This window comes from Pantoea sp. JZ29, assembly GCF_035190385.1.
In the GTDB taxonomy this organism is placed as follows: Bacteria; Pseudomonadota; Gammaproteobacteria; order Enterobacterales; family Enterobacteriaceae; genus Pantoea; species Pantoea stewartii.
Window position 1 is genome coordinate 3,047,726 of record NZ_CP045241.1, and the last position, 22,599, is coordinate 3,070,324.

The window sequence follows — 22,599 nt, forward strand, 5'->3', positions numbered from 1 at the left end:
TGGCTATTCGCTCATCGTCCATTCACGCTAAATCTGCGCTGTAGCCGTTCAAACAGGCGATCGCAGACAATCGCCAACAGTGCGACCAGTAAAGCGCCCTGCAGCACATAGGCGGTATTAAAGCCGCTTAATCCAATAATGATGGGCGATCCCAGGCTTTTTGCCCCTACGGTAGAGGCGATGGCTGCCGTACCGATATTGATAATCACCGACGTGCGCATTCCCGCAATAATCACCGGCGCGGCCAGGGCGAGCTCCACCTGCCATAAGCGCTGCCAACGGCTCATTCCCACCCCTACGGCAATCTCCCGGCTGCTGGCAGGCACGTTGTCCAGCCCTGCTAAGGTGCCCTGAAGGATGGGCAGCAAACCATAGAGCAGTAATGCCACGATCGCGGGCCAGGCGCCAAATCCCATCACCGGTATCGCAATGGCCAGCACGGCCACAGGCGGGCTGGTCTGACCGGCTGCCGCAATGGTTTCCAGCAGAGGGCGGAAAGCGCGACCACTGCGACGCGTCGCCAGTACGCCACAGCCGACGCCGATAACGGTTGCCAGCAGACTGGCTACGACCACTAAAAACAGGTGCGCCAGGGTGAGTTGCCAGAAACTGTCCTGCTGGTAGAGTGGGCGCGCAAGTTCAGGAAACCAGGCGGCAAACAGCGGGCCACTGTAGGGCATCGCCCAGAGCAGTCCCAGATAGAGCAGCACCAGCCACAGCAGCGGATCGGCTAACCGTCGCATCGGCCCGTCTCCGCATGATGCAGCAGGTCAGCGAAGTGAAGCACACCAAGCGGGCGGTGATCGCCATCGACTACCGGCAATTTATCGGTGCCGCGACTGATAAACTGCGACAGCGCCTCACGTAACGTCAGATCTGCCCTGAGCGGTTCAGCTTCCAGCCATTCGCCATGACGCACCACGCTGCCGACCTGGCCGAGCGCCAGTAGCCGCAGTCCTCTTTCACTGCGGCCAAAAAAATCCCGGACAAAATCGTTGCCTGGCCGGGTCAGCAACGTCAGCGGTTTCCCCTGCTGAACGATCTCACCGTCATGGAGCAGCACGATGTTGTCGGCCAGCGTCAGGGCTTCATCAATATCATGCGTCACCAACACAATCGTGCAGCCGGAGACCTGATGGATACGTAACATTTCCTGTTGTAGCGCGCTGCGCGTTACCGGATCCAGTGCACCAAACGGTTCATCCATCAGTAACACCTGGGGATCGGCTGCCAGCGCCCGGGCAACCCCGACGCGCTGCTGCTGCCCGCCGGAAAGCTGATGCGGATAGCGACGCAATAAGGCCGGATCCAGATTCAGTAGCGTCATGAGTTCCGCAATTCGTGCCTGGCGGCGTGCATTCGGCCAGCCAAGCAAGGCGGGCACGGTGGCAATATTCTTTTCGATCGTCCAGTGGGGAAATAACCCCGTCGACTGAATCGCATAGCCCATTTGTCGGCGCAGGGCCTGCGCATCCAGCTGACGAATCGACGTCCCCCGAAAGCGAATATCGCCCTGATCGTACTCCACCAGGCGGTTAATCATTTTCAGCGTGGTCGACTTGCCGGAACCCGACGTACCCAACAGAACGCTAAAGCTTCCCTCGGCAAGCGTCAGAGAAAGATTTTTCACCGCCGCCTGGCCCGCAAAGTATTTTGTGACGCGCTCAAACTCAATCATCGCTTCGCTCCAGCAGGGCTATCACTACCCGAAATAACGCATCCAGCATGACCGCCAGCGCAATGACCGGGATCACGCCTAACAGCACCAGATCCAGCGCATTGCTCAGCAATCCCTGGAAAATAATGGCGCCGAATCCGCCTGCGCCAATCAGCGCCGCGATCACCGCCATGCCCAGCGTCTGCACCACCACCACACGTAATCCTGCCAGCCACACTGGCAACGCCAGGGGGACGTCAACGGCAAGGAACTGCTGGCGGCGACTCAGTCCCATGCCGCGCGCAGTTTCGCGCACGTCCGGAGGCACCTGTTGCAGACCGGTCACCACATTGCGCACAAGCGGCAACAGCGCATAGAGCACCAGGGCGATGATCGCGGGCGCCATCCCAATGCCGCTGATGCCCCATTCACCTGCCAGGGGAACACGTTTTGCCAGCGCCGCCAGCGGGGCAATCAGTAAACCAAACAACGCCACTGAGGGCACTGTCTGAACGACATTCAGTACGCCAAACACACTGCTTTGCCAGCCAGGCCGTCGGTAGAGCGCTATGCCAAGCGGCAACGCGATGAGTAAGGCAGGCAGAACGGTGCCGACTAATAACGTCAGATGGCGCAGTAAAGCGGCATCGAACACCGCCTCACGACTGGCATATTCTTTAAGCAGAGACAGCTGTGAAAGTTGACCGCTGAACAGCAGAAACAGAGGGATGATCCAGACCGACAGATTCAGCACGAGCTGCCAGCGCTTATGTTTGGTTAACTGACGCACCGTATCCGTGATGAGCAGTAGCGTAATGGCACTTGCACACCACATGCCGCTGGCAAACCGGGTACGCGCGAGCCGGCTACCCTGCTCCGCCACCCATGTTGCCTGATCGCCGCACACGCCAGTCAGCGCCGCCAACAGCAGGGCGGCGGTGAGGAATTGCAGGGCGCTGCGCAGGGAAGACGATCGTATCCATAACAGTGCCACCAGCATCAGCCACAGCGGGAGCACCAGGCTGCCGTGTGCGGTTTGCCAGAGCATCAGGGACTGGCCGCTGACCAGCCGGTTGGCCGCCACAATGACAAACGGCAGCCCGCCCAGCACCAGACTCAGGAGCAAAACAAGGACCAGAGCCACAGGCTGTCGCCAGGGCCAGTTGATGACCGACCGCGTAAGCGACACCGTTACAGCAGCTTTTGCTGTTGCAGCCACGCTTTTGCCACACTGCTGGCATCCTGCCCTTCCACAGCAATTTTGGCGTTGAGCTGTTGCAATGTTTTTTCGTCAAGTGCACTGAACGCCGGTTTTAGCCAGGCATCCATTTGCGGATAGGCTTTGAGCACCGCTTCACGTACAACGGGTGTGGGCGCATAGATGGGCTGCACGCCTTTGGGATCGCTCAGGGTTTTCAGGCCCAGCGCGGCAACCGGGCCATCCGTGCCGTAGGCCATGGCCGCATTTACCCCGGAGGTTTGCTGGGCGGCCGCACCGATAGTTACCGCCGTATCGCCGCCTGCCAGCGACAACAGTTGATCCTGCTTAAGCGTAAAGTCATAGGCTTTTTCAAAGGCCGGCAACGCATCGCTGCGTTCAATAAATTCCGCCGAGGCAGCCAGCTTAAACGTACCGCCTTTTTTGAGGTAAGCGCTCAGGTCCTGTAGTGAATTAAGCTGATTTTTTTCGGCCACATCATTGCGCACCGCAATGGTCCAGGTGTTATTGGCGGGCGCGGGCGTCAGCCAGATCAGGTGATTTTTCTCTGCATCCAGCTTTTTGACCTTCTCATAACCCTGACGGGCATTCTTCCAGGCACTGTCTTTTTCGTCGTTAAAAAAGAACGCGCCATTACCGGTGTATTCCGGGTAGATATCCAGTTCCCCCGCCGTAATGGCACCGCGTACCACCTGGGTGGCGCCCAACTGGATTTTATTCACGGTTTTGACACCATGCTTTTCCAGCACCAGCAGAATCACATTTCCCAACAGTGAGCCTTCGGTATCAATCTTGGAACCGACACGAACCGGTTCGGCCGCATGCGCCATCCCGAGACTAAACACTACTGCACCGATGCCCGCCCAACCGCGAATAGTTGCCATGTTGCTTTCCTTATCACGTTATTCACCTGGAGTCGCCGTTGGTTGTCAGCACTGCGAAACGCGCACGGGCACCCCACCGTTTTTATTCATTGCAATAAAAGCGTAGCCTGGCAACAGCGTTGCGCGATGGGTTTTGTGACGAAACCGGCCCTGACCACATCAGCCAGGGCGAGATCGTTATGCCGGGACAGTGAAATGCTCAAGGTAGGCAGGAATACGCGGGAACGTATGAAGAAACCAGGGCGTAAACTGCTGCGGCTGCTGCTGCATTTGCCGGGCGATATCCTGCATCGAACGGTAGTCGAAAGCGTCGGCCTCCTGCGGATTAAGCTGAGGCAGCTCATCGCTGACCGCAAAAAACACATGGCCGTATTCATGCTCTGTCAGACCATTACTCAGGGGCAGGTTGTAGCTCAGTTCGAAGATCGGCGTCAGCGACAAGGTCATGCCCATTTCTTCACGTAACCGACGTTCAGCCGCGTCTTTAGTCGACTCATGAGGATAAGGATGGCCGCAGCAGGTATTACTCCAGAGGCCGCCGCAATGGTATTTATCGCTGGCGCGACGCTGAAGCAGCAATTCCTGACGGGCGTTAAAAACATACACCGTCACGGCACGGTGCAGTAATCCTTTTTCATGTACTTCCAGCTTTTCCATTTTGCCAGTGGGGCGATCAAGATGGTCGACGAGGATGACTTCAATAGCAGACATGAGGATTCCTTGAATGTGTTCCTCATCATTCTGGCACAAGATCGGCGAGGTTGAGGGGATAAAATTGTGCTGTTTATGCACAAATCTGTCAGAGGGTGAAGCCGATCGGCAAAAATATCGGGCCAGCGGAGGCTGGCCCGATGGGCGTTACAGTTTAAAGCTTTTCACAACCTGTTCCAGTTGCAGACTTTGCGCTTCCATCGCCTGGGCGGCTGAAGAGACTTCTTCAACCAGCACGGCGTTTTGCTGTGTGGTGCTGTCTAGCTGGTTGATGGCCACATTAACCTGCTCAATGCCCATGCTCTGCTCACGGCTGGCCGCCATAATCTCGCTCATCAGGGTGGTCACGCTGCTGACGCCCTGCACCAGTTCGTCCATCGTCTGCCCGGCCTGCTCGACCAACTGGCTACCCGCATCGATATTGGCTACGGACTCTTCGATGAGTTTTTTGATCTCACGGGCGGAGTTAGCGGAACGTTGCGCCAGGTTACGGACTTCTGATGCCACCACGGCAAAGCCCCGGCCCTGTTCTCCGGCACGCGCCGCTTCAACGGCGGCGTTCAGCGCCAGGATATTGGTCTGGAAGGCAATGCTGTCGATCACGCTAATGATATCCACGACTTTACGTGAAGAGTGATGGATTTCACCCATGGTGCTGACGACCTGCCGAACCACCTCTGTGCCACGTGCCGCCACCTGTGACGCCTCACCGGCCAGCTGGTTCGCATGTGTGGCGTTATCGGCGTTCTGACGCACGGTGCCGGTCAGCTGTTCCATTGAGGCCGCCGTCTCAACAATCGAGCTGGCCTGATCTTCCGTCCGTGACGACAGATTCGTATTACCGCTGGCAATTTCACGTGATGCGGCTGAAATGGCCAGGGCGCTGCTGCCAACCTGCTGCATTAACCCTTGCAGGTAGCTGATAAAATTATTGAAGCTCTGTGCCACCGCGTTGAATTCCGGGCTGTTGCTGGCCGGCAGGCGCTGGGTCAAATCCGCACCGCCTGTCGACAAGGCTTCAATATTTTGATTCAGCATTCTCAGGCGCTTCATCATCGCGCGGACAAAGCCTAACAGCACCAGTAACAGAATAACTGCCAGCGGGATCTGTACCAGGCCCAGACGCATCAGCATGTTGTGGGACTGTGCTTTCAGGAGGCTGCTCGGAACGCTACTGGCCAGATACCACGGGCTGCCCGGAATAGCCTGTAAAAACAGCGTCTGTTCACCGTCATGACTATTGTAAGTGGTTTCTGTCGGCTGGGTGCCTGCGTGAGCCAGCAGGGTTTTCAATGGCCCAGCCATTGGATTCTGCAGATCGCTCAGGTTCTCAAGTTTCGGCGTACCGTTCGCCAGCGCTGCGTTGCCGACCACTTTGCCGTCAGACTCAACGATCAGTACGTCTCCATGAATCGCCTCGCCCATTTTTTTAGCCAGTTGGTTGAAAAAACCCAACGTAACGTCGATGGTTGAGACGCCCCAGATGGAACCGTCGCGGTAGATGGCCATCGCACAGTTGGTACGCGGCTGTGGGCTGGCGGCATCCTGATAAGCCTTAGCCCAGGCGCACTGCCCTTTTGGTGCAGCCATCCCGTCTTTGTACCAGGGCTGCTCCCAGTATTTGTCAGCCGCCTCAGAGTTCCAGTAGGTATTCACCTGCAGCTTATTGCTGGCATCGCGCGCGAAAAAGCTGCTGTCTTTCTCTTTTCCGGCTTCGCGACGATTAGGTAAGGGCCAGATACCGCCGCCAAAGACGTTGCTGTCCTGATACTGGTTGACCAGCGCCGGTAATAAGGTGTCGATCGCCGCGCTGTCGATGACGGCCGCAGCCTCGGTGATGGCGCGTTGCTGTGCCTGCACACGGTTCATTTGCTCAACAATGCCGGTAGCCAGTGAATCCACCTGATAACGAATCAGGCGGCTTTCATTTTCCACCAGTTGAGGCGCAACAAACTGATTAATTACCCAGATAGTGACCAACATTAACGCAACAAAGAAGCCGATAAGTGTTGCGGTGAAGCGGGATTGCGTGGTCTTTAACATCATTGTTCCCCTGACCTTTTGTGGCGCCATTGCCTGATCCGGGTTAACGGCACAGCAAAGGGGAACTTGAGTAGACTAGATCACAAATTTAACAAGTCATTTAACAACAAAGATATTTAATTGCGCCAGGTGCGTAACTTTCTTACCCCTGGCGGCAGGCGCACCCGATTGCGCGGCTTATCCCGCCTCGACGACCTGCTCGCGTGGCCGGAAAATATGGGTATTTCCGCCAGCGGAAAGGCGTTCACGCAGTTGTTGCCCGCCCTGGGGTTCACCCTGTGCAAACTGACGCTCCGCTTCGGTTACCGGCGTGGCCCACAGTAACGTTGGCCTGTCGCCATCGCGCCTCGGCAGGACAAACTGCGCGCTTTCCGGTGCCAGCTCGTTGGCTAACAGATAGCTTTCAAATCCCACAGGAGCCACTTCCGAAGCCAGCGTATGGCCTTCGCCGAGCCAGGTGAGGCGCGCCCATGGTAAATGCACAAATTCTGCCAGCGCACTGGCCATTTGCACCGCATTGCTCTCCGTCATCACCTCGCCATCAACAGCCATCCCCAGCTCTGCCCGGCGATAGTGCGGTGCCAGTTCATCAAACAGAAAATCCACCTGCGGCATGGGACGAATACTCATCCCCAGCGTCAGAAAATACCAGATGCCGTTGTGATAATGCTGCGACAGCGCCATTGGCGGCCAGTTGCCTTGATCGATCGCGTAGTATTTTACCGACTCGCCAAACTGCGCCTGATAACAGGTCATCAGATCCTGCTGTACCTTGTCCCATTCGCTGCCGTCATGCCATTCACGCCAGAACTGCCGTTGCTGTTCGGCCAGGGCGTAATAATGGTTAGTGGACGCCGAACCCAGGGGTGCGGTCAGCCGGTTCTTTTTAATACAGCCTGCAGAAAAACTGACCTGCTTATCCTGATAAAGACTCCAGCCCGGGATCACGGCAAGAAGCTGACCGTAGTACCAGAGTGCTGCGCCCGCGTCGCCCGGTTCCCAGAGTATTTGCAGCCCGGCCGGATCCAGCGGCGGCTCCGCTTCCAGGTTACGACAGTATTCGGCACTTAACAGGGGGGCAATGCCCTGCGCCATCGCCTGGTGATCGTCCTCAACCGGCGCGGGCAGGAGGTTACGTAACCAGCAGCCCCGCACCGCAAACTGGCTACGAAACAGGTCAGTGGGCCAGATATAGAAATAAGCAGTACGCGCATCCTGTTCGACAATGGCCGTCAGGGTGCGCTGCTGATTGTGGGCTTCGGCAATCAGTGTTTGGTACGTCATAGCGCCTCATTCGTGCTTGAGGAATCCATTTTCCCCGAGGATAGAGCAGGATCATGCCTGTCGCCATGTCAGACAAGGGTAAAACTCTCAAAGTGGTGAGGTCCGGGCAGGATGGCTGAAGCAGAAACGGGATGCGCTTCCCCGGAACGGGGAAGCGTTAATCAGCACGAACCGGACGCGCGGTTCGTGCCGGGGCTTACTGATAGGTAAACTGGGCGTTCTGGGTGCGTACTGAGTCCAGACCAATCATGACGTTAAATTTGCCCGGTTCAGCAACGTGTTTCATCTGCTGATTCCAGAATTTCAGTGCATCAACGTCAATCCTGAAGGTCACTTTCTGCGACTCCCCGGCTTTAAGCATGATCCGTTTGAACCCGTGCAGCTCTTTTACCGGCCGGCTCATGCTGGCTACCGGATCGTTCAGGTACAGCTGGACGACCGTGGCCCCGTCAACTTTACCGCTGTTTGTTACGGTCACGCTGGCTTCAACACTGCCGTTATGCGGCATGGTTTCAGCGGACAGCGTCACCGGCGACACGGTAAACGTGGTATAGCTCAGGCCGTAACCAAACGGATAGAGCGGGCCATTTTCCGCATCGTAATAATGGGACGTGTACTTGTTTGGCTTGGCAAAGTTATAAGGCCGGCCGGTCGGCAGATGGTTGTAATAGATGGGAATTTGTCCCACGGAACGCGGGAAGGACATCGGCAGCTTGCCGGACGGGTTGTAATCGCCAAACAGCACATCCGCAATGGCATTGCCCCCTTCTGTCCCGCTGAACCAGGTTTCCAGCATGGCATCGGCCATACGATCTTCGTTGACCAGCGCCAATGGACGACCGTTCATCAGTACGATGACCAGCGGCTTGCCTGTTGCCTTCAGCGCAGCCAGTAATTTTTGCTGCGCAGGTGGAATCATCAGATCGCTACGGCTGGACGCTTCGTGCGCCATGCCCTGCGCTTCCCCCACGGCGGCCACGACGACATCTGCCTGTTTTGCCTTCTCTACCGCCTCATCGATCATGGCCTGTGCGGAGCGCGGATCGACGACGATGGCAGGTTCATACATATTCAGGAAGTCCTGAATACCTTTGTTGTCTGACACATTGGATCCTTTGGCATACAGCAGCGTCGCTTTACCCTGCGTCGCATTTTGCATCCCCTGCAACAGCGAAACAGACTGTTTCGCGACACCTGCCGCTGACCAGCTGCCCATGATATCGCGCTGGCTGTCTGCCAGCGGCCCGATCAAGGCAATGGTGCCGGATTTTTTCAGCGGTAACGTATTCAGGCGGTTTTTCAGCAGCACCATACTTTTGCGTGCCACATCCCGGGCTTCGGGACGATGCAGGCGGCTTTCCGCATTGGTGTCCTGGGGATCGCTCTCTTTCGGCCCCAGATGACTATAGGGATCGTTAAACAGCCCCATGTCGTATTTCACGTTAAGCACGTGGCGCGCCGCATCGTCGATTTCCGCCCGACTGACAATGCCGCGTTTCACCAGGTCCGGTAAGTATTTGCTGTAATATTCATCGCTCATACTCATATCGACACCGGATTTGAGGGCAATACGCACCGCATCCTGAGGATCGCTCGCCACGCCATGTTTAATCAACTCTTTGATCGCACCGTGGTCGCTGATGGTGATCCCTTTAAATTTCCAGTCACGACGCAGCAGATCTTTCAGCAGCCAGCTGTCGGCCGTGGCGGGCACACCATTAATGGAGTTGAGTGCCACCATGACGCCGCCGCTGCCGGCATCCAGAGAGGCTTTATACGGCGGCAGATAGTCCTGGAACATGCGTTGCGGACTCATGTCCACGGTGTTGTAATCCCGTCCGCCTTCAACCGCGCCGTACAGCGCAAAGTGCTTTACGCTGGTCATAATGTTGTAGCGGTCTGCCGGGCTTTTGCCCTGCATCGCCTTCACCATGGTGCGCCCCATTTCGGACGTTAAATAGGTGTCCTCGCCGAAGCCTTCGGACACGCGTCCCCAGCGCGGCTCCCGGCTGACGTCAACCATCGGCGCCCAGGTCATATTTAACCCATCGTCTGCCGCTTCATAAGCTGAAATGCGCCCAACCTCTTTAACGGCATCCAGATCCCAGCTGGAGGCTAACGCCAGCGGAATCGGGAAAATCGTCCGCTGACCGTGCACGACGTCATAGGCGAAAAACAGCGGAATTTTCAGCCGGCTGAGCTGCATCACCTGATCCTGCATCGCCCGGATATCCGGGCGCGTAACTGTATTAAAAATCGCGCCCACCTGCCCCTTGTGGATCATCTCACGCACGGCTTCTTTTGGCGTATCCGGTCCCACGCTAATTAAACGCAACTGGCCAATTTTCTCATCCAGCGTCATCTTTTTAAGCAGATTATTGACGTAGGCATCACGCGCCTTTTCGGTCATCGGATGCTGAACGGTGGGCTCCCCGGCCAGTGCAGGTTGCAGCGCAAGGGAAACAGCGAGGCTAACAGCGCAAATCCATTTCATCGGGTTGGGTTCTCTTAAGTAACTGCGCAATATCGACTAAATGCAGGATGGCATCATCAGAGCATAGCATGTCGCCTGCGGCTATCACACTGCGCCCGACGCAACTGACGTGCTACAGTAAGGACGCATGCATACGACAAGGGAATTGCCCATGATGACATCGTCTGTCCTGATTGCCGATCTGCGCCGTCTGGTTGGCACAAGTAACGTTCTGACTGAGGCCGCGCACACGGCTCGCTATCGTAAAGGCTTTCGTTCTGGTGAAGGCGAGGCGCTGGCCGTGGTGTTTCCGGCTACGCTGCTGGAGCTGTGGCGCGTACTGCAAACGCTGGTCGCTGCGGATGCAATCATTTTGATGCAGGCGGCCAATACCGGCCTGACCGAAGGCTCGACGCCACAGGGCGACGACTACGATCGTCCGTTGGTGATTATCAGCACACTGAAGCTGGATAAGCTACAGCTCATCGATAAGGGCCGACAGGTCCTGGCCTTTCCGGGCAGTACCCTGTATCAACTGGAAAAGGTCCTGAAGCCGCTGGGCCGTGAGCCGCACTCGGTGATTGGATCTTCCTGTATTGGTGCGTCGGTGCTGGGTGGCATCTGTAATAACTCTGGCGGCTCGCTGATCAAACGCGGCCCGGCCTACAGTGAAATGGCGCTGTTTGCTCAGATTGATGCCCAGGGGCAACTGAAGCTGGTCAATCATCTGGGCATTGACCTGGGCACCTCGCCGGAAGAGATTCTGGGACGCCTGGATGACGATCGCTGGCAGCCGGACGATGTCCTGCATGATGGCCGTCACGCGTCCGATCATGATTATGCTGACCGCGTGCGCGATGTGAATGCCGATACGCCCGCCCGTTTTAACGCGGATGCCCGTCGTCTGTTTGAAGCGTCCGGCTGCGCAGGCAAGCTGGCGGTTTTCGCGGTACGCCTGGACACATTTGAGCAGGAACCGCAGCAGCAGGTGTTCTATATCGGCACTAACGATGCCGCCGTGCTCAGCGACCTGCGCTGCCATATGCTGGCCCATTTTAAAAACCTGCCCGTTGCCGCGGAATATATGCACCGGGATATCTACGATATCGCCGAAGTGTACGGCAAAGATACATTCCTGATGATTGACAAGCTGGGCACCGACAAGATGCCCCTGTTTTTTACGCTTAAAGGTCGGGTTGACGGCTGGCTTAATAAACTGTCTTTCATAAAACCGCATCTGACTGACCGGCTGCTGCAACGGCTGAGTCGCCTGTTTCCGGCGCATCTGCCGAAACGCATGAAGCAGTATCGCGATAAATACCAGCATCATTTAATGCTGAAAATGTCGGGTGACGGCGTCGAAGAGGCGCGCAACTACCTGCGGGAGTTTTTCCGTGAAGGTGGCGGAGAGTTTTTTGAGTGCGAAGGCAAAGAAGGCGCGCACGCTTTCCTGCACCGCTTTGCCGCTGCCGGTGCGGCAGTGCGTTATCACGCCGTTCACGCCACAGAGGTGGAAGATATTCTGGCGCTGGATATTGCGCTGCGCCGCAATGACAGAGACTGGTTCGAAACCCTGCCTGCCGGGATAACGCAGTCACTCAGTCATCAGCTGTATTACGGCCATTTTTTCTGCCATGTCTTCCATCAGGACTACATCGTTAAAAAAGGGGTGGATGTCCATGCCCTGAAAGCGCAAATGCTGGCGATTCTGAAGACGCGCGGCGCGGAGTATCCGGCAGAGCATAACGTCGGCCATCTCTATCAGGCCCAGCCGCAGCTGGCCGCGTTCTATCGTCAGCTCGATCCGACCAACAGCTTTAACCCGGGTATTGGCAAAACCAGTAAGCTGAAAGGCTGGGCGGTCAGGCAGCCCTGACGCCTCAAAAGGCCATGAAAAAACAGGCAGCCATAGGGCTGCCTGTTTCATTAACGCGGTTGCTCTGTGACCGTTACGTCATCGCTGACATCCGAGGCCAGCAGCTGGCGACGTTCGATAATCATGGTCTGCGGCGTCGACAGGACGATCCCTTCTTTACGTAATCGCGTCAGAATATCAAACAGCAGATCGCTTTTTGCGCCTGCAATCTGGCGCTGGCTGGCCACGTTACCGGTTACGCTGAGTACTATGCCCTGCGCGGTAAGATCTTTAAACGACACTGACGGTTCCGGCGTCTCCAGAATGCGCTCATTCTCTTCATACACCTTAAGCAGAATTTCACGTACCTGCACGGGGTCAATATTGAGCGGGAACGTCAGGGTAATCGTCACCACGCCCTGCGCGTTACCCATGGTCGCGTTACGGACGTTCTGAGAAATAAACTGCGAGTTAGGCACGATCACCGTAGATTTATCGCCCAGCTGAATTTCCGTCGCACGCACGTTGATACGACGAATATCCCCTTCCACGCCGCTGATCGTTACCAGATCGCCCACTTTCACCGGGCGCTCAGTCAGCAGAATCAGACCCGAAATAAAGTTCTTAACGATCTCCTGTAAGCCGAAACCGATACCGACGGATAATGCACTGACGATCCAGGCCAGCTTGTTCCATTGCAGCCCCATAATCGACAGGGTCAGCAGGATAATCAGCACATAGCCCACGTTACTGAACAGCGTCACCAGGGACACCCGCATCCCGCTGTCCATGGTGGTTTTGGGCAGGAAGTCGTTGTCCAGCCAGCGCCGCACTGAACGCAAGACGTAAATCCCGACAATCAGGCACAGCAATGCATTAACCAGGTGCGCCGGAACGATATTCAGCGACTCCAGGCCTTTACCGCCCCAGAATTCGATGGCCTTCTGCAACAACTCAATCGGCGTGGACGAGGCAAAGGTGCCGTTGAGCAGCGCCAGCGCCACAAACAGCACCAGGAACGTTTTACCTATCGCCGCCAGAATGGTCGCCACCTGCTGCAGATGACGTTCATCAATGTTCAGTGAACTCTGGATGCGTTTACCTGTCGTGTTACTGATCGAGAACAGACTCTCACAGCCGTCGTTGACCAGATGACTGAGAATATAAAATGAGCCAAACAAAATGCCGCACCACACCAGCTCATAGCTGAGAAAACGCGCCAGCGTGACGTAGCCGATCACCAGCGAGGCCAGGATGGTCAGCGCGGTGATCGTCAGCGCCATCTGAATCAATCCAACCAGGGTAGAACGCGCTTCCGGCGGCGTACCCGACTGCGCCAGGCGACGACGAACGCGCTTGGTGCGCATGCTGATCGCCAGTGCCGTAGTGCCGATAAGTAATGCCGTCAGGCCGTTGGCAAAAATACTGGTATTCAGGCTGGTGCCGACGGTGTAGTTAAAGGACTCGACCATCTGAAAGATAAACACCAGCAGGGCCGTAATCGGCGGGAACGGTTTAAGCGCGATGGCGACTTCGTTCGAAATCGTCGGCAGACGCCAGCTGGGACGACGCGTAGATAAAAAGGCACGACCCAGCCCGGCAATCAGGCCGCAGTAGACGCTGAGTTCGACCAGACGGTAAATAAAGTCCTGCACATCGCTGGAGACTTCATCGCGGCGCGTAAAGGCCTGCGAAATAAAGACGAAGGTCAGGACAACGGCCGCCAGGCTGGTCAGCGCCACGGCAGTTGCCAGAAAACTACGGCGCAAACGCCCTTCAGGCAATTTATTGATACTGACCCAGGCCAGGAACTCTTCACCATAGCGACGACCGAGCGTCATCACCAGCACCGCGGCCAGCAACCAGCCAACCGTGCCAATGCGCCAGCCCGGCTCCCAGGAGAGTGCGGCCGTGTCTTTCAGCTCATTGAGAAAATCGCCAATTTTTTCCGCGTCCAGATCCTGACTACTTAACACGGGCGCCCAGAAGCGCGGCCCCAGAATACTGCCTGAATTCAGGGCGAGTTTATTTTTTAGCTGGTCGCGGCGCAGATTGACGATTTGTGAGGAGAGCATCAGTGCACTGTTTTTAATGCCTTCCGCCTGCTTGATTTGATCGTCAAGCTTGCTCTTCTGACTTTCCAGCGCGCTGCGTTTGCGCGTCACGTCCGGTGTCTCTTTGACGCCGCTTTCCGGTTTGGGTGCCGGACCGAGCACGGCCAGCTGCGCTTCCAGTTGTTGACGATCGGGCTGTAACGCCTGCGCAAGCGTATCCGTATTGCCTGATAACTCCAGCGCCATCTCATTCAGACGACTGAGCTTATTTTCGTCGCTTTCAACGGAGACCTGGCTTTTAATTTTATCGAGGATCTTCTGCATTTTCGGCAGCTCGACAGAGGCATCCACCTTGGGTTTGTCGTCGGTTTGCTGCGTGGCTTGCGTCGCATCGTCGGCAAAACTCAGCGCAGGTGCGAGCGTCATCAACGCGAAAAAAATCAGAACACTAAATGAACGTAACTTGAGCATATCAATGAGATTCCGGCACAGTAATCAGGCGAATCACCCTCGCCATTTGCGGGTAGTTTAGATTTTCGTCTGCCATGAAACTATAGGAATACAGATCAATCTCAGCCGGGGAACCGTAGCGCCCCGGCAGAGGATTACTCTACAGCGGCCCCACTGGCTGCGTTGCTGGCAACCTCATCCGCTTTTTGTTTTTTATAGGCCAGTGCAGCCGCCGGAACCGGCGCAGCCTTGCCGGTTTCAAGCCAGTCGCGCAGACGATTCGCATCAGCGAAATGGGTATATTTGCCAAACGCATCGAGTACCACCAGCGCGACCGGGCGGTTCTTAATCATCGTCCGCATGACCAGACAGTGCCCCGCCTGATCGGTGTAACCCGTTTTCGTTAACTGGATATGCCAGCCATTTTTATACACCAGGTGATTGGTATTGCGGAACGGCAGCGCATAACTCGGATGGGCAAACACGGCGGTTTCTTCTTTGGTCGTGCTGAGCTCACCCAGAAGCGGATATTCACGCGTCGCTTTCAGCAGCTTCACCAGATCCTGGGCGCTGGACACGTTTTTGATAGAGAGGCCCGTGGGTTCAACGTAATGCGTGTGCATCATGCCGAGCGCGCGCGCCTTGGCATTCATTGCCCGGATAAAAGCATCGTACCCGCCCGGATAAGCGTGAGCCAGACTGGCTGCCGCGCGGTTTTCCGAGGACATCAGCGCCAGCATCAGCATACTGCGGCGACTAATTTCGCTGTTCAGTTTGACGCGCGAAAACACACCACGCATTTCGGGGGTCTGGCTGATATCGACCTTCACCATCTCGTTCATCGGCTGGTGCGCATCCAGTACCACCATGGCCGTCATTAACTTCGTGATGGACGCGATGGGGCGCACCCGATCCGGGTGACTGGAGAACAGGACTTTACCATTGGTCAGATCGACAATCAGGGCGCTCCCTGAGGCGATTTGCGGCTGAGCAATCGGGGCCATCTGCGACAACGTGGTGGTCGCCTGTGCTGGAAGGGTAAAAACCTGCCCGGAAACGAGCAGCGCCAGCGACAACAGTGAAAAGCGAATTTTTGCAGGCATCGTGGAAAAAAGACCCGGTTAAGATTGTGCGCTGTGTAAACACAGGCCGCCAACGCCTGAACAGGCAGAGCGCGGGCTGGCCGCAGCATCATACGCTGAAGTCAGGGAATTTTCCTGGTGAGATTGTTTCTGAGCGTTAAAAAAAGGTTGCCGCCCTGTAGGCGGCAACGGCAGGTTAAAACAGACGCGGGCCATAGCCCCATAACACCACGGTCAGAGCCAGTAGCACTTCGAAGACCAGCACACCAATAGCGAGTGTTGAACTGGAAAAACGCAGACTTTCGTCACGGTCGATATTCAGAAACAGCGGAATGCCGACATACAGCAGATACCCGGTATACAGGAGCGCCAGCGCTGCCGCCAGCACACATAGCCAGACCAGCGGATAAAGCGCGACAAGGCCGCTCAAAAACAGGGGCGTAGCGACATAGCCCGCAAATACGGTGCAGCGCCCCATGCTGGGACGATGGGGATAGTCACGCGCCATCCAGTGAATCACCCGCCCCATAACGGCGACGCCGCCCAGGATCACCAGATAGAACAGAATCCCCAGGCCCAACGCCGTCAGCAAATTAAGCTGCACATATTGCCCTTCTCCCAGGTTCCAGCCTGACTGAGTGGTGCCAATCATGGCGCAGATCACCGGCACAGCGGCCATCAGCAGCACGTGGTGAGTGTAATGGTGCGAAACCGTTTCGTTCTCTTGCTTGATAGTGCGCATTTCCTGGTTCGGATGCGCTAACAAACCCCAGACATGGTTCATACGCTTACTCCTCTGACCGATTGGGCCACCCGATCTGTTAACATTTCCACAAGGGGGCAGCAGTCATTTGAGTATAATCGGCAGGATAATTTCTGGGGCCTCTGCGCAAAAAAACGGCAAAAAAGATCGCTTACGGGGTCTTAATCCGCTGTCCTGGCAAATCGGGTATAGACTGAAAGAAAAATCTTCACACAGGGAGTTCAGCCTTGCATTTGGATATCAATGGGTTAATTACGCAGTACGGCTATCTTGCGCTGTTTATTGGCTGTATTGCCGAGGGCGAAACGTTTTTGCTGCTGGGCGGGGTTGCCGCTCACGAAGGGCTACTGCACTACAGTGGCGTCGTACTGGCGGCGATGGCGGGCGGCGTGGTGGGCGATCAGATGCTCTACTGGATTGGCCGGCGTTTTGGTACCCGCATTTTGCGACGCTTTAAAAAACATCAGGATAAAGTGGTGAAGGCGAACCGCCTGATTAAGCGTCGTCCCAGCCTGTTCGTGATTGGCGCACGTTTTATGTATGGCTTTCGTATTATTGGGCCGATCATTATTGGCGCAAGCCGCCTGAAGCCGCTGAAGTTTTTTCTCCTCAACGTCACCGGGGCGGCTGTCTGGGCACTGCTGTTTGTTACGCTCGGCTATTTTGCAGGCGGCATTATCGCCCCCTGGCTGCATAAACTCGACCAACACTTTAAACACCTGCTATGGCTGGGCGCGGCGGTGGTCTTTGCGTTTGTGCTGCGCTGGGCGATTCGCCGCTGGAATCATCACCGGGCCGATCAGTAGCCTTTAAACTGCGGGTTGGCCAGCATAAAGCCGCCGTCGATAATAAACGACTGACCGGTGGTATAGGTCGCCCACTCGGAACTTAGCCAGGCTACCATACTGGCAATTTCGTGCGTATCGCCAGGGCGGCCGGCAGGAATTTCCGGCATTTTTACGTTGTGCGCATCCGCGTCGGACATCTTGTTCATCGGCGTCGCAATCGCCCCCGGGGCGACCGCATTGACCAGAATATTGTGGGGCAGCAGACTCAGCGCCATCGATTTGGTCAGGCCGCCTGCCGCATGTTTTGCCGCGGTATAGGCCACTGAGCCCGGCAGGGGCGTATGCTCGTGCACAGAGGTGATGTTGATGATGCGTCCGCCCTGCCCTTGTTTGATCATGTTACGTGCCGCCACCTGCCCACAGATAAAGACGCCATCGACATCCACGCTGAAGGTTTTACGCCAGTCTTCCCAGGTCACGTCCATAAAGTCGGCTTTAAAATTTGCCCCGGCATTGTTGACCAGCACATCGATACGGCCCAGTTTGTCGATCAACTGCTGCAATACCTTGCCGCCTTCTGGCGGATCGGCCAGATCGAGCTGAATCGTCTCTGCCCGTTGTCCGGTCTCTTCTACCCGACGGGCGGTCCGCTGTGCGCCTTCCTCGTCTGAACGCCAGGTGATGCCAATATCAAAGCCCTGTTCGGCTAACATCTCAGCACAACGGCTGCCGATGCCCGAATCCGATGCGGTCACAATGGCCACTTTTCGTTGGGGTGCTGTCATAACGGTCTCCTCTGGAAGTGTATGAAAAGTATATACCGGGCTGAAAATTGTGCCGGACGCAGACAACGGGCTCGCCAGGTTAACGATCTGTGCCCGAACGAAGCGGTATGCAGGTACCTGGCTATAGTTAAGTCAGACACTGACAGGGAGAACGCGATGAGTAAGGTTAAACGCAAGATCGACGATCATGGTGTCATAGGTGATCTCCGCACCTGTGCACTGGTCGCAAACGATGGCACGATCGACTATCTCTGCTGGCCGGAGCTGGACAGCCCGTCGGTGTTTTCGGCTTTACTGGACAGTGACGAAGCGGGCCTGTTTTCAATCGCACCCGAGTGGCAAAACGCCCGTCGGCAACAAATTTACCTGCCGGATACCAATATTCTGCAAACGCGCTGGCTGGCCGAAGAAGGCGTGGCCGAAATTACTGACTACATGCCCATCTGCGATCGTCAGGACAAACTGCCACGCATTATCCGCCGGGTGAAAATGGTGCGGGGTCAGGCCCGGTTTAACATGGTCTGTTCGCCTCGCCATGATTACGCCCGCGCGGAAACCCGCGCCGAGATTCAGCGCGGTTGTATCGATTTTCATGCGACGGATCAGCCCTCGCTTCGGCTGGCCGCCACGGTCGTGATGACCCTGGAAGGTAATAACGCCACCGCCAGTTTCGAGTTAAAAGCGGGTGAACACGCCGAATTTGAATTCGGCAGCGTAAATGACGCACACGTTGAAAAACTGGCGACCGCGAACTGTTTCGAAGAGACGCTGAGCTACTGGCGTGAGTGGAGTTGCCACAGCACCTATCGTGGCCGCTGGCAGGAAATGGTCCAGCGCTCAGCGTTGGTGCTGAAGCTGCTGACTTCCTGGCAGCACGGCTCCATTGCCGCCGCCGCAACCTTTGGCCTGCCGGAGGAGCTGGGGGGCGAACGTAACTGGGATTACCGTGCCTCCTGGATACGCGATGCGTCCTTCAGCATGTACGCGCTGATGCGCCTGGGCTACGTGGATGAGGCCAAGCACTTCACCGAATGGGTTGGTCGCTGTGTGGAAAACAGCCATCATGACGAGATGCGTTTACAGGTGATGTATCGCCTGGACAGCAGCACGGAACTGCAGGAAATGTCGCTGCTCAACCTGTCCGGCTATGCCGATTCCTGCCCGGTCAGGATAGGCAACGATGCCTGGCAACAGAAACAACTGGATATCTATGGCGAACTGATGGACGCCATTTACCTTGCCAATAAATATGGTGAAGCCATCTCTCAACGGGGCTGGAACCATGTCTCAGAGATGCTGGACTGGCTCTGTGATAACTGGCATCAGCCGGATGCGGGCATCTGGGAAATGCGCGGTGAACCGGAGCACTTCCTGCATTCCCGTTTGATGTGCTGGGTGGCCATGGATCGCGGGCTGCGTCTTGGCATGAAACGTTCCCTGCCGATGCCTTATGAGCGGTGGGACCGTACCCGGCGCGAGATTCGCGACGATATCTGGAAAAACTTCTGGAACAGCGAACGCGGCCATTTTGTTTCGACCCGCCATGGCGACTACCTGGATGCCTCCATGCTGCTGATGCCACTGGTGCGTTTTGTCGGCGCAACCGATCCTGACTGGATTGCCACGCTGGATGCCATCAAGGCGAATCTGGTCAGCGATGGGATGGTGCGCCGCTATAACATCCATGAAACCCCGGCGGACGGGCTCACTGGCGGAGAAGGTTCATTTGGTGCCTGCTCGTTCTGGTACGTCGAATGTCTGGCACGTGCCGGACGCGTACGCGAAGCCCATTTTGAGTTCGAGAAATTACTGAGCTACGCTAATCCGTTGGGGTTATATGCCGAAGAGTTCGACAGCCACGGCCAGGCACTAGGCAATATGCCGCAGGCGCTGACGCATCTCGCCCTGATTAGCGCCGCCTTTTTCCTGAACCGCAAGCTAAACGGAGATGTCACGTTATGGCAGCCGTAGAGGGCGGTTTTCGCCCAAAATGTTAATGAACAAAGGCGGATAACGCAGGTAAGTCAGGTAAAGTATTTCGATGCGGTAAAAATCCTGATTCACAACATCAGTTTAATGAACATATAATGCGCAGCAGGTCATAGTGACCAGCATGGGTTCGATACATTGACAAGCCTGAAACATGGCGATAAAGACTTGTAAAATATGAAAAAAAGCATTCGCGCGTTCGCTTCACTTGCATTGGCTTTGGCGGCATTCAGTCAGTCAGCCCTTGCGGTTGTTTATCCCTTACCGCCGGCGAACAGCCGTCTGACCGGGCAAAACATTGAGATTACGATTCCTCAGGACAGTAAACTGCCTCTGGAAGCTTTTGCAGCACAGTTCCAGATGGGCCTCAGCAATATGCTGGAAGCCAATCCGGGTGTTGACGTTTATCTGCCTAAGCCTGGCAGCAAACTGATTATCCCTCAGCAGTTACTCCTGCCTGACGCCCCGCGTGAAGGCATCGTGATTAACAGTGCTGAAATGCGTCTTTATTACTACCCGAAAGGCACGAAAACCGTAGTCGTTCTGCCTATCGGTATTGGTGAGCTGGGTAAAGATACGCCGCTGAACTGGACCACAACCGTCCAACGTAAAAAAGATGGCCCGACCTGGACGCCCACCAAAGCGATGCACGCTGAATATGCATCACGTGGCGAAAATCTGCCGGCTGTGTTCCCGGCAGGCCCGGATAACCCAATGGGGCTGTATGCGCTCTACATCGGGCGTCTGTACGCCATTCACGGCACCAACGCCAACTTTGGTATCGGCCTGCGCGTCAGCCACGGCTGTGTCCGCCTGCGTGCCGATGATATCAAATGGCTGTTCGATCACGTGCCAGTTGGCACGCGCGTGCAGTTTATCAACCAGCCGGTGAAAGCGTCTGTTGAGCCAGACGGTTCACGCTGGATGGAAGTGCATAATCCGCTGTCGACCACGGAAGAGCAGTTTAACTCTCGTGAACTGGTGCCGATTACGCTGACTCAGGCGGTTGGCAAAGTACTGGTAGACGGTAGCGTGAATCAGTCTCAGGTTGATAAGGCCATCCAGAACCGCTCTGGTATGCCTGTACAGGTTAATGCGCCAGAAAACAGCGTGGCCCCTGCGCCTGTTCCCTTCAACGAAGGTGAAGATGCTGAGCCGAAAGAAGAGCCCATGACGCCAGTGATGTCGCAGCCTGCTAACCCGGTCGCGGTCCAGTCAGAGCCCGCGCCGCAACAGGCTCAACCTGTGCAGCCTTCGCAGCCGCAGCCAGAGCAACCACAGCAGTCGCAACCTGCCCAGCCACAGCCGGCGCAGTAACATTCGCCTGTTACGGGCCAGCCATTCAGGCCCGGTCGTCAGGTCAGTGAAAAGCCAGCGTTGGCGATAGCCACGCTGGCTTTTTTATTGGTCACGGGCTCCACTGTCAACACCACTATCTGGACGGACGGCGAAAACTCAGCCAGCCGGCCAGCAGCGTGAAGGCCAGGACGATCAGAACCAGCAGTAAAAACCCGTGCGGGTTCGACGCCAGCGGAATGCCGCCCACGTTCATACCAAAAAATCCCGCCACAATGTTAATCGGCAGTGCAAGCACCGTAATCACGGTCAGCAGATAAAGTGTCCGGTTACTCTGCTCCATCAACCGTGCTGCAATTTCCTCCTGCAGCAGACGGATGCGCTCCATCAGGCTGGCCAGGTCGTTCAGCACCACGCTAAATTCTTCCGTGAACGCCCGCAGCTCGCGGAGCGTGTCGCGGTTGAGCCAGGCGGGAGGGCGGTTAAGCAACCGGAACAGCGCCGCCGGTTCGGGTGCCAGCAGGCGCTGAATGCGCAGCAGCATGCGCCGGTAATGCCCCAGCTCACTGCGGTTGGCCTTGATTGCCGGACTTAATAAACGCTCTTCAATGTTATCGACTACCTGGCTGATGCGACGCACCACCAGTTCCAGCTGCAACTCCTGTTCACCGAGCAGGTAAAGTAACAGGGCCTCCGCACTGGGAAAATTATGCTTCGCCAGCCCCTGCTGCATCTTTTCGATCATCACTGACGAGCGATAACGTGCGCTCACGACCAGATTATGACGGCACCAGATCCACAGGGTCGCATTTTGCGTACTGCGATTTTCCTGGCTCAGCGTGACGTCGTTCAGTACCGCCAGCAGGGCATTGCTTTGTTCCGCTAACCGGGTGCGCGGCGAGGCGGAATGGATCTCGTCAAAAAAATCATCATCAACCTGAAAGTGGCCCTGCACCCAGTGCTGTGCCCGCGCGTGATTCAGATTGATATGTAACCAGAGAAAGCCTTCTTCAGGAGGGTGTTCACCGAGTTTTACCGCTTCACGGGCATTCAGGCGTTGAGGGAGGGCATCAGGAGAAAAGCGATAACCATGGATGAGTCCGGCCACATCATCATCAAAATCACGTTTTTGTGGGGTGAGAACAACGTCTGTCGCCATGGCAATCCTGTCAGCATCATCAATTAAGATCCACAGCCTGCTGAAGTTTTGTTACAGCAAAATGACCTGTGCCGCCTGGATCATTTTTTTGTCATAAAAAGCGGGTA

The 22,599-nt window shown here is 56.1% G+C and carries 17 protein-coding genes; 4 read left to right on the top strand and 13 right to left on the bottom strand.

Annotated elements, in window-relative coordinates:
• Nucleotides 1–11 precede the first annotated feature (11 nt).
• The 8 genes from GC090_RS14165 to bglX form a co-directional block, all read right to left on the bottom strand.
• Nucleotides 12–743, bottom strand: a complete 732-nt coding sequence (locus tag GC090_RS14165) for an ABC transporter permease (RefSeq protein ID WP_324020161.1) — start codon at nucleotides 741–743, stop codon at nucleotides 12–14.
• Nucleotides 731–1,678, bottom strand: a complete 948-nt coding sequence (locus GC090_RS14170; RefSeq protein WP_054687967.1) for an ABC transporter ATP-binding protein — start codon at nucleotides 1,676–1,678, stop codon at nucleotides 731–733. Before GC090_RS14170 ends, GC090_RS14165 begins: the two co-directional genes overlap by 13 nt.
• Complete coding sequence (locus tag GC090_RS14175; protein WP_205949953.1) at nucleotides 1,671–2,846, bottom strand: ABC transporter permease; 1,176 nt, start codon at nucleotides 2,844–2,846, stop codon at nucleotides 1,671–1,673. The genes GC090_RS14170 and GC090_RS14175 overlap by 8 nt, the downstream gene beginning before the upstream one ends.
• 2 nt (nucleotides 2,847–2,848) lie before the next feature.
• Nucleotides 2,849–3,706, bottom strand: a complete 858-nt coding sequence (locus GC090_RS14180; RefSeq protein WP_050504735.1) for a glycine betaine ABC transporter substrate-binding protein OsmF — start codon at nucleotides 3,704–3,706, stop codon at nucleotides 2,849–2,851.
• A gap of 231 nt (nucleotides 3,707–3,937) precedes the next feature.
• Nucleotides 3,938–4,471, bottom strand: coding sequence for an isopentenyl-diphosphate Delta-isomerase (gene idi, locus GC090_RS14185; RefSeq protein ID WP_185199725.1), 534 nt, complete (start codon nucleotides 4,469–4,471; stop codon nucleotides 3,938–3,940).
• A gap of 147 nt (nucleotides 4,472–4,618) precedes the next feature.
• Complete coding sequence (locus tag GC090_RS14190; RefSeq protein ID WP_185199878.1) at nucleotides 4,619–6,514, bottom strand: methyl-accepting chemotaxis protein; 1,896 nt, start codon at nucleotides 6,512–6,514, stop codon at nucleotides 4,619–4,621.
• A gap of 177 nt (nucleotides 6,515–6,691) precedes the next feature.
• Nucleotides 6,692–7,798 carry a suppressor of fused domain protein gene (locus tag GC090_RS14195; RefSeq protein WP_324020164.1) on the bottom strand — a complete coding sequence of 369 codons (1,107 nt, stop codon included), beginning with the start codon at nucleotides 7,796–7,798 and terminating at the stop codon, nucleotides 6,692–6,694.
• A gap of 196 nt (nucleotides 7,799–7,994) precedes the next feature.
• Nucleotides 7,995–10,292: a beta-glucosidase BglX gene (gene bglX / locus GC090_RS14200; protein WP_033737709.1), complete on the bottom strand. Its 2,298-nt coding sequence runs from the start codon at nucleotides 10,290–10,292 to the stop codon at nucleotides 7,995–7,997.
• A gap of 151 nt (nucleotides 10,293–10,443) precedes the next feature.
• On the opposite strand from bglX, the gene dld reads away from it, so the two are divergent.
• Nucleotides 10,444–12,147: a D-lactate dehydrogenase gene (gene dld / locus GC090_RS14205; RefSeq protein WP_324020166.1), complete on the top strand. Its 1,704-nt coding sequence runs from the start codon at nucleotides 10,444–10,446 to the stop codon at nucleotides 12,145–12,147.
• 50 nt (nucleotides 12,148–12,197) lie between these two features.
• Here dld and GC090_RS14210 read toward each other — a convergent pair whose 3' ends face one another.
• From GC090_RS14210 to GC090_RS14220, 3 genes are all read right to left on the bottom strand, one after another.
• Complete coding sequence (locus tag GC090_RS14210; protein ID WP_033737711.1) at nucleotides 12,198–14,651, bottom strand: DUF3772 domain-containing protein; 2,454 nt, start codon at nucleotides 14,649–14,651, stop codon at nucleotides 12,198–12,200.
• Between the two features lie 134 nt (nucleotides 14,652–14,785).
• Complete coding sequence (gene pbpG / locus GC090_RS14215) at nucleotides 14,786–15,733, bottom strand: D-alanyl-D-alanine endopeptidase (protein ID WP_033737712.1); 948 nt, start codon at nucleotides 15,731–15,733, stop codon at nucleotides 14,786–14,788.
• A gap of 175 nt (nucleotides 15,734–15,908) precedes the next feature.
• The gene (locus GC090_RS14220) at nucleotides 15,909–16,496 is read right to left on the bottom strand and encodes a Yip1 family protein (protein ID WP_033737713.1); all 588 of its coding nucleotides are present in this window, start codon (nucleotides 16,494–16,496) and stop codon (nucleotides 15,909–15,911) included.
• A 206-nt stretch (nucleotides 16,497–16,702) separates the two neighbouring features.
• Here GC090_RS14220 and GC090_RS14225 point away from each other — a divergent pair, with 206 nt between their 5' ends.
• Nucleotides 16,703–17,281: a DedA family protein gene (locus GC090_RS14225; protein WP_033737714.1), complete on the top strand. Its 579-nt coding sequence runs from the start codon at nucleotides 16,703–16,705 to the stop codon at nucleotides 17,279–17,281.
• Here GC090_RS14225 and GC090_RS14230 read toward each other — a convergent pair.
• Nucleotides 17,275–18,048: an SDR family oxidoreductase gene (locus GC090_RS14230; RefSeq protein ID WP_033737715.1), complete on the bottom strand. Its 774-nt coding sequence runs from the start codon at nucleotides 18,046–18,048 to the stop codon at nucleotides 17,275–17,277. The two genes, GC090_RS14225 and GC090_RS14230, sit on opposite strands and share 7 nt — an antisense overlap.
• Nucleotides 18,049–18,204: 156 nt before the next feature.
• On the opposite strand from GC090_RS14230, the gene GC090_RS14235 reads away from it, so the two are divergent.
• A complete protein-coding gene (locus GC090_RS14235) occupies nucleotides 18,205–20,019 on the top strand; it encodes a glycoside hydrolase family 15 protein (protein WP_164483077.1) in 1,815 nt (604 codons plus the stop codon).
• Nucleotides 20,020–20,214: 195 nt separating this feature from the next.
• Nucleotides 20,215–21,354, top strand: a complete 1,140-nt coding sequence (locus GC090_RS14240) for a L,D-transpeptidase family protein (protein ID WP_033737717.1) — start codon at nucleotides 20,215–20,217, stop codon at nucleotides 21,352–21,354.
• 115 nt (nucleotides 21,355–21,469) lie between these two features.
• Here the strand turns inward: GC090_RS14240 and GC090_RS14245 are convergent, their stop codons facing one another.
• Nucleotides 21,470–22,492 carry a transporter gene (locus tag GC090_RS14245; RefSeq protein WP_033737718.1) on the bottom strand — a complete coding sequence of 341 codons (1,023 nt, stop codon included), beginning with the start codon at nucleotides 22,490–22,492 and terminating at the stop codon, nucleotides 21,470–21,472.
• Nucleotides 22,493–22,599 lie beyond the last annotated feature (107 nt).

Coding starts and splice junctions, on each gene's coding strand:
- GC090_RS14180 (WP_050504735.1), bottom strand. CDS start 3,706: ATGGCGCATGCGGCCGAACCGGTTCGTGTCGGTTCCAAGATTGATACC.
- idi (WP_185199725.1), bottom strand. CDS start 4,471: ATGTCTGCTATTGAAGTCATCCTCGTCGACCATCTTGATCGCCCCACT.
- GC090_RS14190 (WP_185199878.1), bottom strand. CDS start 6,514: ATGTTAAAGACCACGCAATCCCGCTTCACCGCAACACTTATCGGCTTC.
- GC090_RS14210 (WP_033737711.1), bottom strand. CDS start 14,651: ATGCTCAAGTTACGTTCATTTAGTGTTCTGATTTTTTTCGCGTTGATG.
- GC090_RS14240 (WP_033737717.1), top strand. CDS start 20,215: ATGAAAAAAAGCATTCGCGCGTTCGCTTCACTTGCATTGGCTTTGGCG.
- pbpG (WP_033737712.1), bottom strand. CDS start 15,733: ATGCCTGCAAAAATTCGCTTTTCACTGTTGTCGCTGGCGCTGCTCGTT.
- GC090_RS14195 (WP_324020164.1), bottom strand. CDS start 7,798: ATGACGTACCAAACACTGATTGCCGAAGCCCACAATCAGCAGCGCACC.
- bglX (WP_033737709.1), bottom strand. CDS start 10,292: ATGAAATGGATTTGCGCTGTTAGCCTCGCTGTTTCCCTTGCGCTGCAA.
- dld (WP_324020166.1), top strand. CDS start 10,444: ATGATGACATCGTCTGTCCTGATTGCCGATCTGCGCCGTCTGGTTGGC.
- GC090_RS14235 (WP_164483077.1), top strand. CDS start 18,205: ATGAGTAAGGTTAAACGCAAGATCGACGATCATGGTGTCATAGGTGAT.
- GC090_RS14230 (WP_033737715.1), bottom strand. CDS start 18,048: ATGACAGCACCCCAACGAAAAGTGGCCATTGTGACCGCATCGGATTCG.
- GC090_RS14220 (WP_033737713.1), bottom strand. CDS start 16,496: ATGAACCATGTCTGGGGTTTGTTAGCGCATCCGAACCAGGAAATGCGC.
- GC090_RS14245 (WP_033737718.1), bottom strand. CDS start 22,492: ATGGCGACAGACGTTGTTCTCACCCCACAAAAACGTGATTTTGATGAT.
- GC090_RS14165 (WP_324020161.1), bottom strand. CDS start 743: ATGCGACGGTTAGCCGATCCGCTGCTGTGGCTGGTGCTGCTCTATCTG.
- GC090_RS14170 (WP_054687967.1), bottom strand. CDS start 1,678: ATGATTGAGTTTGAGCGCGTCACAAAATACTTTGCGGGCCAGGCGGCG.